Here is a 13,571-nt window from a genome sequence, read left to right as displayed (position 1 = left end):
AAGAATTTTATACTGCCGCCGTATGGCAGAAATTACTCAATTGGCGTAGTTTTAATTTAATATTCTGACGAACAGGTATGATTATCGTCTGAATGTTTGCTGAGAACTACAAATAAATATACATACTCCAACCTTGACTCTTAAATGACTTCAGAAAACTCCGAAATTTACATAAATCATCCAACTTGGGGCTTACTTTATCGGATCTGCATGGTTGACGAAAACCAGGATATGTTCACTACACTTTATGCCCAACGCTTATTTTTTCTGGTCACAAACGACGTTAAAGGTATTAAATTTCAACCCGTTGGCCGCACAGAAGCCAGGATGATGTTAGAAAATCGTTTGCGTACCTTGCGACGCAATGGTCAATCTCAGGAGTACGATCAGCTTCAGAGTGTTTTCCAACGCACATTCCAATGAATAGTTCGATTGATGAACGGATTACCAATATTCGCTCCTCGCTGCCAAATTCTGTCAAATTAATTGCTGTCAGCAAGCAAGTTCCGGCGGAAGTGATTCGTTTAGCTTATAACGCTGGAATTCGGGATTTTGGCGAAAGTCGCATCCAAGAAGCTGCCACTAAGCAAGCTCAGTTGCAAGACTTATCAGATATTACTTGGCATCTAATTGGACATTTACAAAGCAACAAAGCCAAAAAGGCACTGGAACTATTTGAATGGATTCACTCTGTAGATAATTTGAAGCTGGCACAGCGCTTAAATCAATTAGCGCAGCAGCTGGGAGTGAGTCCAAAAGTATGCCTCCAAGTAAAAATACTCCCAGATCCGCAAAAGTCAGGTTGGAGTGTTCCCGAATTACTGGCTGATTTAGAGGAACTCAACCAGTGCCAGTTTTTACAAATTCAGGGATTGATGACAATTCCGCCTCTTGGTTTGACTGAGGCGGAAATCTTGGATGTATTTAATAGTACTCGTCAGTTAGCTAAAGAAATTCAGTTACAAAACTTTCCTAATATTCACATGCAGCAACTGTCGATGGGTATGTCAGGTGACTATCAACTGGCAATCCAGGCTGGAGCGACGATGGTAAGATTGGGAACTATTTTATTTGGCGATCGCAGTTAATTTCACAGACAGCAATTCTTAACTAATAGTAGTTGAGCTTCTCAGTACTTAATACAGATAGTTTTCCCAGGTTACTGGTACAATAAGACACTAAAAAAAATATTAAAAAAAGTAACGAATAATCAAAAAACCCTGCAATTCTGCTTTATATCCCGAAATGTTTGGGATATAATCTTGACTCATTATTGTATCTAGGTTAAGGTACAGGCGTTTACAAAAGCGTCAGTTTGTTATCCATAGTTGTAATAGAAGCTACAAACAGCGATAAGATTACTAAATTGTCCGCCCTTTGTAGTGATCTGTGATGGCTACATCAAATAACAGCCAAATCGATAAAGGTAATTTGCATCAGGAGCGTACCAATGAACAATATATTTTCTAAACTTCGAGACTTCGTAGGGCTAAACGAGCAGGTAGAATACGAATATTATGAGGAGGAACCAGATACAGATAACTACCAAAATCTGTATCAAGAAGAAAATCCTCAGCCTGCACCCGCAGAAGCGACTACACAGAATCGACGTTGGCGGGAACCCATGTCTACAATGGGTAATGATGTAGCAACAGGATCAAAGTCTACGATGGGGAACGTAATTGGTATGCCAGGAGCAGTGAACGGGATTTCGGAAGTATTAGTACTTGAGCCTCGTACATTTGAAGAAATGCCCCAGGCAATTCAAGCTTTGCGTGAGCGGAAGTCAGTAGTACTCAATCTGACAATTATGGATCCAGATCAAGCACAACGCGCCGTTGATTTTGTTGCTGGTGGAACTTACGCATTAGATGGACATCAAGAGCGGATTGGAGAGAGCATCTTTTTGTTTACGCCAAGCTGCGTGCAAGTTAGCACTCAAGGTGGAGTTATTCATGAAGTACCACAGCCACCAGCACGTCCTGTACGTACCACCCCAACAGCCACGCCAAACTGGGGTAGTGAACCCAATCGCATGGCACAATAGTTTTAAATTAGTTAATAGTCCAGAGTCAAAAGTCCAGAGTCCAAAATTTTTGACTCTAGGCTATTGACTATGGACTATTGACCATGAACTAAATGACTACAAAATTCGGCTTAATTGGTGGTGGGGTAATGGGAGAAGCACTGTTATCCCGCCTCATTGCACAGGGGATCTACCAACCTTCAGAAGTAATAGTTAGCGAACCCCAATCGGCGCGTCAAGCTTTTTTACAACAGCAATATAATGTGACTGCCACTACAGATAACAGCTTGGTGTTTCGACAAGCTCAGGAAGTCATATTTTTAGCTGTAAAACCGCAAGTATTTAGCGCGATCGCTCAAGAATTAGCAGATATTGTTGTAATAGAAAACTCGCCTCTGGTGATATCGATTTTGGCAGGAGTGCCTTTACATCACCTAGAAGCTGCATTTCCAGGATTACCAGTAATTAGAGCCATGCCCAATACCCCAGCAACAGTAGGGGCAGGGATGACAGCAATCTGTTCAGGCGCATACACCAATGCCAAACACCATCAAATAGCGCAGCAAATATTTTCGGCAGTCGGAGAAGTTGTTGAAGTATCCGAAAGTTTGATGGATGCTGTCACAGGCTTGTCTGGTAGTGGCCCTGCTTACGTCGCTATCTTAGTAGAAGCCTTAGCCGATGGCGGAGTCGCCGCAGGTTTACCCAGAGGTATTGCCAATCAACTCGCCTTGCAAACCGTCTTGGGAACTGCACAATTACTGCACGACAGTAAAATGCACCCAGCAGAATTGAAAGACCGAGTTACCAGTCCTGGCGGCACAACAATTGCTGGTGTAAGCCAACTAGAAAAAGCCGGATTTCGTTCCGCTGTGATTGAAGCAGTTAAAGCTGCGGCATTGCGATCGCAAGAATTGGGTAAATAGTCCATAGTCCATAGTCAATAGTCCATAGTTGAAAACCATTGACAATTGACCATTGACCATTGACTAATAACAAATGCCGAAGTTGACAAAAGACCCGTTAATATAGTAGACAGTCTGGTTGCAAATGTGATTGAGTGAATTATCCCGCACCGTCTCCAGAAATTAATTTAGGGGCGATATTTCCCTTTGATCTGGATGAGTTTCAAAAAGATGCGATCGCGTCCCTTAATGCTGGACGCTCCGTAGTTGTATGTGCGCCCACAGGTTCGGGCAAAACATTAGTAGGAGAATACGCCATTTATCGCGCCCTAGCACGAAAAAAACGCGTATTCTACACCACACCCCTCAAAGCCCTGTCGAATCAAAAATTACGCGATTTTCGTGAGAAATTTGGTTCCGATTTGGTGGGACTGTTAACCGGTGATGCGTCCATTAACAGAGATGCGCCGATTCTGGTGATGACCACAGAAATCTTCCGCAACATGCTCTATGGCACACCCATCGGGCAAGTCGGCACTTCCTTGGTAGATGTGGAAGCAGTGGTCTTAGATGAGTGCCACTATATGAACGATCGCCAACGCGGTACAGTTTGGGAAGAATCGATTATTTACTGTCCCCGTGAAGTGCAACTAGTAGCCCTCTCCGCCACAGTTGCCAACAGCGAACAACTCACCGATTGGTTAAATCACGTCCACGGCCCCACAGACCTGATTTATTCTGATTTTCGTCCAGTACCTTTGGAATTTCACTTCTGCAATCCCAAAGGCCTGTTTCCTTTGCTGAATGACAGCAAAAATAAAATTAATCCCCGCCTAGTTAAAAAACATAGAAAGGGACAAGTTGACAAAGGCAAAAACGGCAGACCAGAAGCCCCTGGTATCATATATACCTTGAGCCAGCTACAACAGCGAGATATGCTCCCCGCTATTTACTTTATCTTCAGCCGCCGGGGATGCGATAAAGCAGTGGCAGAGGTGGGTGATTTATGGCTGGTAAATGGTCAAGAGTCACAAATATTACGGGAGCAAATTGACGATTTCTTAAATCGGAACCCCGAAGCCGGACGTTCTGGACAAATTGCCCCCCTTTATCGTGGAATTGCTGCCCACCACGCTGGGATTTTACCTGCGTGGAAAGTACTAGTCGAAGAATTATTCCAACAGGGATTGATAAAGGTAGTATTTGCTACCGAAACCTTAGCCGCAGGTATTAATATGCCTGCCCGGACAACAGTAATTTCTACCCTTTCCAAGCGTACTGATACTGGACACCGCTTGTTAAATGCCTCGGAATTTCTGCAAATGGCAGGACGGGCTGGTCGGCGCGGTATGGATAAACAAGGTCATGTGGTGACAGTCCAAACTCCTTTTGAAGGAGCAAAAGAAGCAGCTTATCTGGCAACATCAAAACCAGATCCCTTAGTCAGCCAATTTACACCTAGCTATGGTATGGTGTTGAACTTACTGCAAACTCACACCATAGAGCAAGCTAGAGAACTAGTAGAACGCAGTTTTGGTCAGTACATAGCCAACTTGCACCTCAAACCAGAATACGACGAGATTGCCGCACTGCAAGCCGAACTAGCCCAACTCCAAGAACAAATCGCTGCCGTAGATGAAAACGAAATTGCTGTTTACGAAAAATTACGGCAACGTCTGAAAGTCGAACGCCAGTTATTAAAAACTCTGCAAAAACAAGCCCAAGATGACCGCCACGAAGAATTAGTAATGATGTTGGGTTTTGCTGTTTCTGGAACCTTGTTAAGTCTCAAAGGGAAAAACATTACAGTATCTGCACCTATAACGGCAGTTTTAGTCGGTAAAAGCCCCGGTTTGGGACAAACACCATATTTTGTCTGTTTGGGGCAAGACAACCGTTGGTATGTGGCTACAACGGAAGATGTCATGGATTTGTATGCCGAACTACCGCGAATGGACGTGCCAGCAGATATGCTACCGCCTTCAGAATTAGCATTTAAGCCAGGACAATCCTATCGTGGAAATGAGCAAACAGCTGCGATCGCCGGGCGTATTCCTAACCCTGACGAATCTCTGCATTTGCCGCCAGAAGTCGCAGAACAACTCAGTCGCGTTATTGCCGTTGAAGAACAAATCGAAAATCATCCTCTGCGTCAGTCTGGTAATGCTTCCACCATTTTCAAACGCCGAGCGCGTTATGTTGAACTCGAAGCCGAACTAGAACAACTGCAAGGGCAAGTCGCGCAACAATCACAACGTCATTGGGAAGAATTTCTCAATTTAATTGAGATTTTGCAACACTTCGGCTGTTTGGATAACCTAGTGCCAACAGAACTAGGGCAAATTGCCGCCGCTATTCGTGGAGAAAACGAATTGTGGCTAGGTTTAGTATTTGCCAGTGGTGAACTCAATCAATTAGACCCCCACTACTTAGCCGCAGCAGTAGCAGCTTTAGTAACAGAAACCCCACGTCCAGATAGCAAAGTCAACTTTGACTTAAGTGAGGAAGTAGCAGAAGCTTTAGCAAAACTGCGCGGAATTCGCCGCCAAATGTTCCAACTGCAACGGCGATACAACGTAGCGTTACCCATCTGGTTGGAATTTGAGTTAATTGCCCTTGTCGAACAGTGGGGATTAGGTATGGAGTGGACAGAACTCTGCGGTCACACCAGCTTAGATGAAGGTGATGTAGTCAGAATTTTACGCCGGACTTTGGATTTATTATCTCAAATCCCCCATGTTCCTCATTTACCAGAAGTTTTACAGCGCAATGCTTACCGTGCAATGCAATTAATTGATAGATTCCCTGTGAATGAGGTAGTTGAATGAACTAGCTTGAACAAAGAAGTGGTGATATCATGTGCGGGTGATCAGTAGCTTCAGTAAAATTGTTCATACTAAGTTGCGTTCAGAAATAGTATTTCTATTCCCTACTCCCGGTTGGTGAGCCAAGCCGAACCACTACTCCCTAATCCCAGTCCCAGTTACTATCTTTGATTGTAACTTGGTATCAATTGGTAAGATTTTGAATTTTCACAGGAGGCGCTGCTGATTTTAGAGACGAAAAAACCTCTGAAAGTCTAACTTTCTGGTGTTCTCCATCTCACTTTCAGCAACGCTGGCTATTTTGTCAACAACAGACGCAAGTGATCGCGTCTCTATTGAGTCTTATACTGCTTCTGTATTCTTTTCTCCAGTCCGAATCCGCACAACTTGCTCAACAGGAGATATGAAGATTTTACCATCACCAATTTCGCCTGTGCGGGCAGCAGAGATAATTTTGTCTACCACCATATCAACTTGATTATCTTCAACAACGATTTCCACTTTCAGTTTTTGCAGAAACTCAACGGTATATTCAGAACCACGATAGCGTTCTGTTTGTCCCTTTTGCCGTCCGAAACCTCGAACTTCTGAAACTGTCATCCCAACGATACCAGCATTAACCAAAGCAATCTTCACTTCGTCAAGCTTAAATGGGCGAATAATTGCTTCTACTTTCTTCATGCATTTGACTCCTAAGTTGTAATAGGTGTGTTTATCTATCTAACCAGATCCACTGTCTGACATTCTTACCAATAACGCGATTACAAAAACATAATGTAATAATTGCAACTTTTTTTAAAGTCTATGGTGTTTGTATATGCAGTTTTAGCATCACCGATTGATGTCGCAAACAGTTGGGGGTGTAAGGAAGTGAGAATTCTTGTGGAAGGAGCTTCTCATAACTCAAAAATAGAGAAATTTTCTATCTTAGTATATTTATTAACAAATCAAAGCAGAATTAGTGGCTTTGATTTGCAAACAAAGGCCGCACAATTAAATACCCAGCACCAAAAGCCGTCAACATCACTAACAAAATAGTAATAACTAACCCCCAACCATTCATTTCCTTCTTTTTCGCTTCCATAGAAGGATAATAACTAACAGCCTGCTCTTCAATAAAAATTGTTTCTGGGATGTGAGGACTTATTTCTACTACAGGTACAGCAAAATCAGGACGGCGTTTGGCTTTGGGTGCTTCAGGTGGACGCGGACGTGATGACTGTGGACGGGGACGTGCTTCCTTTTTTGGTTGCTTGTTTATATTTTTCCCTTCACCAGCAGCGTGAGGAGGATAGTGACTATCCTTACTATCTGGATGACGGAAATCAACTAGCTTTTGCAAGTGAGAAACAGACTGCAAGACTTTGCTAATTTCTTGGCGAAGAAACTGATTTTCTTGCGCCAGTTGCTGATTTTTAGCGGTGAGAGCATCTAATTTTGCCTGGGTTGCTTCTAACTCTGCTGCCAATTCCCGATATACGTACAGTGGCACAGAGGGCGGATGATTTGGAGAAGCGGGCCGTTTTGCAGAGTGGGTATGAACAGCTGCTGTGGTTGTTCGCATCGGTAAATTGGTATAAAAAGTTAAGGTAAAGAAATTGTACAGAGATGCTATCAGAAATGGCGAGTTATGAAACTATGCCCAAGAATAATAGAAAAATACCCAGATAGCAAAGATTTTTTTCAGCCGAGTCAATACCCAAAAATCGTCATAACAAGCAAATAACAACTTACAATATTCCACAAAGTACAGGTCAATTTCGTAACAAAGGAAAAAAGTGTCCTACAGGGCCTTGACCTTCGCCAATACTGAGTGAGTAAGCCAGAGCAGTTGTAACATAATCTTTTGCCTGTTTGACAGATGTTAACAAATCCTTGCCCATTGCTAGATTAGCAGCGATCGCAGCTGACAATGTACAACCAGTACCGTGGGTATTTTGCGTATCTACCTGCTGCGTTGTCAAGAGTTCCAAACGATTACCATCAAACCAGATATCTACGCCACGCGCATTTCCCTGCATCCCACCACCTTTGACTAAAACAGTCTTTGCCTTTAAGTTGCGATAAATGGTTTGGGCAGCTGCCCTCATATCATCCAGAGAATTAATCGGGAAACCACTTAAGATTTGTGCTTCGTAGCAGTTAGGGGTAATAATAGCTGCCAAAGGAATTAACTGCTGACGCAGAGTCTTAATAGCATCATCATCAATTAATTGCGCCCCTGTGCGGGATACCATCACTGGGTCAACAACTAAGTTACTAATTTCTAAAGCTTCCACTTGTTGGGCAACCGCCGCGATAATTTCTTGATTTAGCAACATTCCCGTTTTTGCTGCTTGTACACCAATATCCTCGACTACAGCTTGAATCTGGGCGGTAACTGCCTCTGGTGGCATTGCATCAACTCGCGCCACGCCCAAGGTATTTTGCGCCGTAACGCAAGTAATAGCACTAGTACCGTGAACACAGTGAAAAGCAAAGGTGCGTAAATCAGCTTGTATTCCCGCACCACCGCCACTATCAGAACCAGCAATGGTTAATACAACAGGTATTTTGGATATTGTTTCAGTGTTCATAAGAGTAGAGAGTAGGAAAAGTCTAAAGTTTGAAGTCTGAAATTTAAGCCCGAATTAATTTCACACTTCACACTTCATACTTCATTTGACTTTTAACAAAGGATTTGGTTGAGAGTTTTGGGGTTTTGTTTGCGGCACAACAGTAAGATAAGGTTGCAGTTTTTCTGAGTCAACCCAACCAGAGTAATATTTTACGCTGGTAGATTTAGGAGAAATATCAACTAACTCTAAATCACCGCGCATCGCATTCCAATTAATCGGAATCTCTGGGTTAAGTTGTCCAGAACCAATACCTTGGGGGCCACCACCAACTAAATTCAGCGAAACTTCATCCAAGGTGCGAACAAAGCGTTGTCCATTCCAGTGCCACTCAAAACCAGGCCAAGAAACTGGTGGTTTTCCTGGTGGTAAAGAACGTGGAAACTCATAATTGCTTGCACCTTCATTTAGTTTCGTTGTAAAGCCTTGAGGATATGTCACCTCATAACGTCCTTGGTTCGTTTGGAAATTAACAGGACTCCACCACAACACTTCTACAGTATTATTACCAGACAAGGATGCAGCAGGCTTTTTATTAGTTAAGGCACTGTACAGTGGTAATGTTTCCAACAGTTTAGCCATTGCTGCAAAGCGCCAACAAGACCAACTTTCAGGGCTATCAGCAGCTTGCCATTTTACTTGGCAAACTCCGTTAGCGGTACTAACCCAAAGAATGTCATTTTCTAATCTGAGTTTGTCAGGAATTGCCCCAACTAACGGACTGTTATTTGTGGTGTAGCTGCTTAAAGAACCAGAATTAGGATTTTGGGCATCAGGACGATAAGCAACTAATCCTTTAGCAGGGATGTAGAGATTTCCTTCGCCACTCACATTAGTACCCATCCACAAAGTTGGATTATTAGCATCGCCAGTGATAGCTAAATCAGTGATTTGTGTAGACCAAAGTGCATCTGGTTGAATCAGGCTAAATTTATCAGTTTTTGGGTCATAACTAACGATGGTGGCAATACCGTTGTTACCTTCACCTTGTTCAAAAGCGATTGACCACCAAATCCTTTCTCCATAAATTACACTAGATGTCACCCTCGGAAAACCCAACTGATTTCCTTCAGCAGAAAATCCGGCTTTAACAGCTGCATTCTGCAAATCTTTGAGAGTGTACACAGTTTGTTGCTGCGGATTTTTACTATTAGGTGTAATTAATTCAAAAACAATTTTATCTTTGGTTGGGTCTAATCCTTCTTGTCTTGAAATATTACCGTTTTCGCCTACAGAATACTGCGGCTCTTTTACAACTCGATACTGATAAGTTTTACCTTGAAAATCAATATTTTTGAACTTTGGATTGACCAAATTCTGCGTAAATTCTGCATAATTTGTAGGTGGCTGTAAATCCTTGGGCAAAGTTCCTTTTTGCACCGTCCAAGTATTATTAGCCCGACAAAAAACAAAATCTTGCTTTAAAGTTTGAAACTTAATCGTGTTATCATCCGCTACGATATTGCGAATGTGCCAATCAAATCTGTCATAAAAACCTTCGTTTTTATTTTGTCCTGGCAAAGCAACAAACTCAGCTTTTGGGCAGTTTTCTGCTTTCGCCTTACTTGTGTTAGTTGCCAGAGAAGTATCATCAATGCCAGAGTTACAAGCACTAATAAGTAATAATGCACCCAAAAAAGCAATATTTTTTTGCATCACTAATCCTAAATGAAAATAGAATTTTTTTAAATCACTAAATTAACTACAGCTTATGTTTATTAAATTTCTGAAAAAAATTTGCCAAAATCCAGTTTGTTTAAAAAATAAAATTAAGAAACAACAAAACACAAAGATAAACACAAATTAAAAGTTTGTGTTTATCTCTAAAATAATCATTTCTTTTTGTCGTAAATCTAAAATCTAAAATCCAAAATTTGATGACAGATTTATGATGGATTTTGTTCCGTATGCAAATTTTGTAATGCTCCCTGTAAATACTTAGCCCATTGTGCTGCTAAAGGAATTTCGGTAAATGGTACACGTATAGATTTAGCGGGTTCAGCAATAATAAACTCTAACTCTATAGAACGACCTTTTGTTGGTGGTGTTTCTATATTTACCATTGTGCCATTTACCAAAAGGTTGATTTCTTTGACATCAAGCAAAGAAAAAGTTTCTAAATTAATTGGGCCTTTTGGTGTGGGTTTTCCCCAAGTTAGATTGTTTTCTTTTTGACCTAACACTGCATAAATATCATATTTAGCTCGTTCAAATTGTTCTGCCCAATTGCGATAAGCCTCGACTTTTTGATATTCTTTTGAACCTTGCCAAGCTAACCAAAAAAACGCTATCAACAAAGGCAACCATAAAAGACCACGTTCCATCGTTTAAACAATCCTGAGTCGTAAGTGAAAGTTTAACTAACTAAAGTGACAATTACACCAATCAGGGATGTAGATAAGTTATGTTAGTGAGCAAACTGGCAAAAGCGGTGACGAGTTAATATGAGAAGGCTAATATTATTGTGCCTGTTTATTATTGGGCTGGGCGCTGCTGTTTTTGGATTCTTAAATTTTCAGGGACTAGCAGCTAAAGGTGATTTTGAAACGATTGTGCTTGATTTCCGAGAAGATATTGCAAAAGATGAAATAGACCGAGATTTACAAGCGATCGCGCAACAATACAACGTTACACCTCAATTAGATAATAAATTCGCAGCAAAAGACAATGTGTATATTATCAGAGGCGATCGCCAACGGCTCAAACAACTGAAAAAATCTCAGTTTGCCAAAGTCACAGAATTTATCGAACCGAATTATATCTACAGAATTCCTCCAGAACCTCAAGCCACTGTTCTTGGAGAACTCACCAAACTCCAAAATGATGAAGCCAAACCTTCCTTAATTGGCCCCAACGACCAATATTACAGCAAGCAGTGGAACCTGCACAAAATCGGCATTGAAGGCGCATGGGCTGAAACAAAAGGTAGCGGCATCACAGTTGCTGTGATTGATACTGGTATTACTCAGGTACGTGACTTAAAAGAGACAAAATTTGTCAAAGGCTACGATTTTGTCAACGACAGAGAACAAGCCACAGATGACAACGGTCACGGTACACACGTTGCAGGTACAGTCGCCCAAGCCACTAACAATAATTATGGTGTAGCGGGAGTTGCTTACCAAGCTAATCTCATGCCACTGAAAGTTTTAAGTGAGTATGGTGGCGGCACAGTTGCCGATATTGCTGAAGCGATTAAATTTGCGGCTGACAAAGGCGCAGATGTAATTAATATGAGCTTGGGTGGTGGTGGTGAAAGCCAGTTAATGAAAGATGCAATTGATTACGCTTACAGAAAAGGTGTAGTCATAATAGCCGCCGCTGGCAATGAAAGTGCTAATGGCGCAAGCTATCCAGCCCGCTATCCTCATGTTATTGGCGTTTCCTCGTTTGGGCCAGATGGTGAAAAAGCTGACTATTCTAACTATGGCGCTGGTGTAGATATCTCAGCCCCTGGTGGTAGTGAAACTGGTAAGATTCTGCAAGAAACTATCAACGAAAATGGCGAAGGCGTATTTTTGGGACTCCAAGGTACAAGTATGGCTTCTCCCCACGTTGCTGGTGTAGCTGCTTTAATTAGAGCTAAAGGCGTAGAAAATCCCGATGATATATTGAAAGTCCTCAAACAGTCCGCCAGAGTCATTAAAGATGATGGTTTGAACTATTACGGTGCTGGACAACTCAATGCTGAAGCCGCAGTAAAATTAGCAGCCCAAGGACAAATCAGTTTCCCAGATTTCTTCCGGTGGTTGCGAGATAACGGTTATCTTAACCCCGGCTTTTGGATTGATGGCGGTGCAGTGGCACTGTTGCCTAAGATTTTAATGGTAGTCGGTTCTTATCTACTAGCTTGGTTTTTACGGGTTTACTTCCCCTTCACTTGGAGTTGGGCTTTATTTAGCGGCTTAACTTTTGGCAGTTCTGGGTTATTCTTCCTCAAAGGCATCTATATATTTGACTTACCCCAGTGGCCTTTCCGGCTTTTGGGCAGTTCTTTACCTGAATTGGGTAATGCGCTACAAGGTACAGATGCTTTTAATCCTTTATTTGCCAGTGTACTCATTCCTCTTGCTCTGATCGTATTACTGTTAGGGCATCCTACTTGGAAGTGGTTTGCCGTTGGTTCTACTTTAGGTGTAGCAGCTTGCTTGACAATCAGTGCAATTTACGACCCAACCGTTTGGGGCTTGGGTAGTGGTTACTTAGCAAGGACATTTCTCATTGCCAATGCCTTACTATGTTACGGACTAGCTCGTTTGGCAGTTAACAACGAAAGACAAGTGGCATAAAATATCAGGCAATAGTGAGTGGGGATTACTAAAAATTCTCTACTCACTACTCAGCACTCAGCACTCAGCACTCAGCACTCAGCACTTAGTTATGAGCATCACAGTTACAGGCACTATCGAACGTCGTGATATTGGTATGGGCGCTTGGGCTTTAGTCGCAGAGGACGGCAAAACCTACGAAATTCTCAAAGGCGCTGATAAAAGCTTACTCAAAGCCGGACAAAAAGCCAAAGTCACAGGACAGGTACGTGAAGATATTATGACAATGGCAATGATTGGCCCAGCTTTAGAAGTTAAATCTTTTGAATTAATTAATTCTAATTAGCAGTGGTATTTAAAACTGCTTGCAGACGGCTTCTAAATTCTCCTTTGGGATGTCCGCCTTTGACCTCTCCAATAATTTCAAATTCTCCCTCTGGAGAATTACAAATAATATAAGTAGGCCATCCCATGTCCGATTTATCAGGATATTGGGTGAGCAAAATTTTCCGATATTTACGATAAGTAGCTGTGTCTTGCATTTTCACATCGATAAATTGCAAACCTAGTTCTTCTGCTACTTTTTGGTCATAAAAAGACATTCTATGGCAAATACCGCACTCTTCAGAAGAGAATTTAATTACAGCTAAACTCATAAGATTATGCGCCTCCCTGGAAATAGGCAATATATATTACCATAGTTTTTAAAATTCAGCATCTCACCAAAGAATTATCAAGGTGCATAACGCATTTAATGAGAATTTAAGTAAAAAATTTATAATTTTAGGCAAAAATAATGCTTTTTAGGAAATAGTCAGAGATAGGAAATACTGTTGGCTAGGCAACGGAAATAAACTAAAACCTAAGCTAGGACTTTATTACAGATGCTGGAATGAACTCTAAAAAACTAGTTTTTAGGAATCTGTAATTTA

General features: G+C 41.8%; 13 protein-coding genes. 7 read left to right on the top strand and 6 right to left on the bottom strand.

The genetic code is table 11. The features are described from left to right. Positions 1 to 144: 144 nt before the first annotated feature. From pipX to ACMX3D_RS23560, 5 genes are all read left to right on the top strand, one after another. Positions 145 to 423 carry a transcriptional coactivator PipX gene (gene pipX, locus ACMX3D_RS23580; protein ID WP_482748235.1) on the top strand — a complete coding sequence of 93 codons (279 nt, stop codon included), beginning with the start codon at positions 145 to 147 and terminating at the stop codon, positions 421 to 423. Continuing rightward, the gene (locus tag ACMX3D_RS23575) at positions 420 to 1,088 is read left to right on the top strand and encodes a YggS family pyridoxal phosphate-dependent enzyme (RefSeq protein ID WP_482748234.1); all 669 of its coding nucleotides are present in this window, start codon (positions 420 to 422) and stop codon (positions 1,086 to 1,088) included. The genes pipX and ACMX3D_RS23575 overlap by 4 nt, the downstream gene beginning before the upstream one ends. A gap of 362 nt (positions 1,089 to 1,450) precedes the next feature. Beyond that, positions 1,451 to 2,047 carry a cell division protein SepF gene (locus ACMX3D_RS23570; protein ID WP_482748233.1) on the top strand — a complete coding sequence of 199 codons (597 nt, stop codon included), beginning with the start codon at positions 1,451 to 1,453 and terminating at the stop codon, positions 2,045 to 2,047. Positions 2,048 to 2,139: 92 nt separating this feature from the next. Beyond that, entirely contained in the window at positions 2,140 to 2,952 is an 813-nt protein-coding gene (gene proC / locus ACMX3D_RS23565) for a pyrroline-5-carboxylate reductase (RefSeq protein WP_482748232.1), read from the top strand. A 134-nt stretch (positions 2,953 to 3,086) separates the two neighbouring features. Beyond that, the gene (locus ACMX3D_RS23560) at positions 3,087 to 5,759 is read left to right on the top strand and encodes a DEAD/DEAH box helicase (protein ID WP_482748231.1); all 2,673 of its coding nucleotides are present in this window, start codon (positions 3,087 to 3,089) and stop codon (positions 5,757 to 5,759) included. 339 nt (positions 5,760 to 6,098) lie between these two features. Here ACMX3D_RS23560 and ACMX3D_RS23555 read toward each other — a convergent pair whose 3' ends face one another. The 5 genes from ACMX3D_RS23555 to ACMX3D_RS23535 form a co-directional block, all read right to left on the bottom strand. Beyond that, complete coding sequence (locus ACMX3D_RS23555) at positions 6,099 to 6,437, bottom strand: P-II family nitrogen regulator (RefSeq protein ID WP_015111218.1); 339 nt, start codon at positions 6,435 to 6,437, stop codon at positions 6,099 to 6,101. Positions 6,438 to 6,714: 277 nt separating this feature from the next. Then, positions 6,715 to 7,320 (bottom strand): cell division protein ZapB, encoded by a 606-nt coding sequence (locus ACMX3D_RS23550; protein ID WP_482748230.1) that lies wholly within the window; start codon positions 7,318 to 7,320, stop codon positions 6,715 to 6,717. Positions 7,321 to 7,510: 190 nt separating this feature from the next. Next, positions 7,511 to 8,332: a bifunctional hydroxymethylpyrimidine kinase/phosphomethylpyrimidine kinase gene (gene thiD / locus ACMX3D_RS23545; protein WP_482748229.1), complete on the bottom strand. Its 822-nt coding sequence runs from the start codon at positions 8,330 to 8,332 to the stop codon at positions 7,511 to 7,513. Positions 8,333 to 8,413: 81 nt separating this feature from the next. Further along, positions 8,414 to 10,027: a hypothetical protein gene (locus ACMX3D_RS23540; protein ID WP_482748228.1), complete on the bottom strand. Its 1,614-nt coding sequence runs from the start codon at positions 10,025 to 10,027 to the stop codon at positions 8,414 to 8,416. Positions 10,028 to 10,257: 230 nt separating this feature from the next. Then, a complete protein-coding gene (locus ACMX3D_RS23535; protein ID WP_482748227.1) occupies positions 10,258 to 10,695 on the bottom strand; it encodes a hypothetical protein in 438 nt (145 codons plus the stop codon). Between the two features lie 120 nt (positions 10,696 to 10,815). Here ACMX3D_RS23535 and ACMX3D_RS23530 point away from each other — a divergent pair, with 120 nt between their 5' ends. Both ACMX3D_RS23530 and ACMX3D_RS23525 read left to right on the top strand, forming a co-directional pair. Further along, positions 10,816 to 12,660, top strand: coding sequence for a S8 family peptidase (locus tag ACMX3D_RS23530; RefSeq protein ID WP_482748226.1), 1,845 nt, complete (start codon positions 10,816 to 10,818; stop codon positions 12,658 to 12,660). A gap of 91 nt (positions 12,661 to 12,751) precedes the next feature. Further along, positions 12,752 to 12,985: a hypothetical protein gene (locus ACMX3D_RS23525; RefSeq protein ID WP_482748225.1), complete on the top strand. Its 234-nt coding sequence runs from the start codon at positions 12,752 to 12,754 to the stop codon at positions 12,983 to 12,985. Here the strand turns inward: ACMX3D_RS23525 and ACMX3D_RS23520 are convergent. Then, complete coding sequence (locus ACMX3D_RS23520; RefSeq protein WP_482748224.1) at positions 12,978 to 13,295, bottom strand: thioredoxin domain-containing protein; 318 nt, start codon at positions 13,293 to 13,295, stop codon at positions 12,978 to 12,980. The genes ACMX3D_RS23525 and ACMX3D_RS23520 overlap by 8 nt on opposite strands. Positions 13,296 to 13,571 lie beyond the last annotated feature (276 nt).

Source organism: Anabaena sp. TISTR 8404 (assembly GCF_056847745.1).
Note: the sequence above shows the minus strand (reverse complement) of the source record. Positions and strands in the feature narration are given on the sequence as shown.

Bases quoted from the DNA above. Each gene is read 5' to 3' on its own strand.
- pipX (WP_482748235.1), top strand. From the start codon at position 145: ATGACTTCAGAAAACTCCGAAATTTACATAAATCATCCAACTTGGGGC.
- ACMX3D_RS23575 (WP_482748234.1), top strand. From the start codon at position 420: ATGAATAGTTCGATTGATGAACGGATTACCAATATTCGCTCCTCGCTG.
- ACMX3D_RS23570 (WP_482748233.1), top strand. From the start codon at position 1,451: ATGAACAATATATTTTCTAAACTTCGAGACTTCGTAGGGCTAAACGAG.
- proC (WP_482748232.1), top strand. From the start codon at position 2,140: ATGACTACAAAATTCGGCTTAATTGGTGGTGGGGTAATGGGAGAAGCA.
- ACMX3D_RS23555 (WP_015111218.1), bottom strand. From the start codon at position 6,437: ATGAAGAAAGTAGAAGCAATTATTCGCCCATTTAAGCTTGACGAAGTG.
- ACMX3D_RS23550 (WP_482748230.1), bottom strand. From the start codon at position 7,320: ATGCGAACAACCACAGCAGCTGTTCATACCCACTCTGCAAAACGGCCC.
- thiD (WP_482748229.1), bottom strand. From the start codon at position 8,332: ATGAACACTGAAACAATATCCAAAATACCTGTTGTATTAACCATTGCT.
- ACMX3D_RS23540 (WP_482748228.1), bottom strand. From the start codon at position 10,027: ATGCAAAAAAATATTGCTTTTTTGGGTGCATTATTACTTATTAGTGCT.
- ACMX3D_RS23535 (WP_482748227.1), bottom strand. From the start codon at position 10,695: ATGGAACGTGGTCTTTTATGGTTGCCTTTGTTGATAGCGTTTTTTTGG.
- ACMX3D_RS23530 (WP_482748226.1), top strand. From the start codon at position 10,816: ATGAGAAGGCTAATATTATTGTGCCTGTTTATTATTGGGCTGGGCGCT.
- ACMX3D_RS23525 (WP_482748225.1), top strand. From the start codon at position 12,752: ATGAGCATCACAGTTACAGGCACTATCGAACGTCGTGATATTGGTATG.
- ACMX3D_RS23520 (WP_482748224.1), bottom strand. From the start codon at position 13,295: ATGAGTTTAGCTGTAATTAAATTCTCTTCTGAAGAGTGCGGTATTTGC.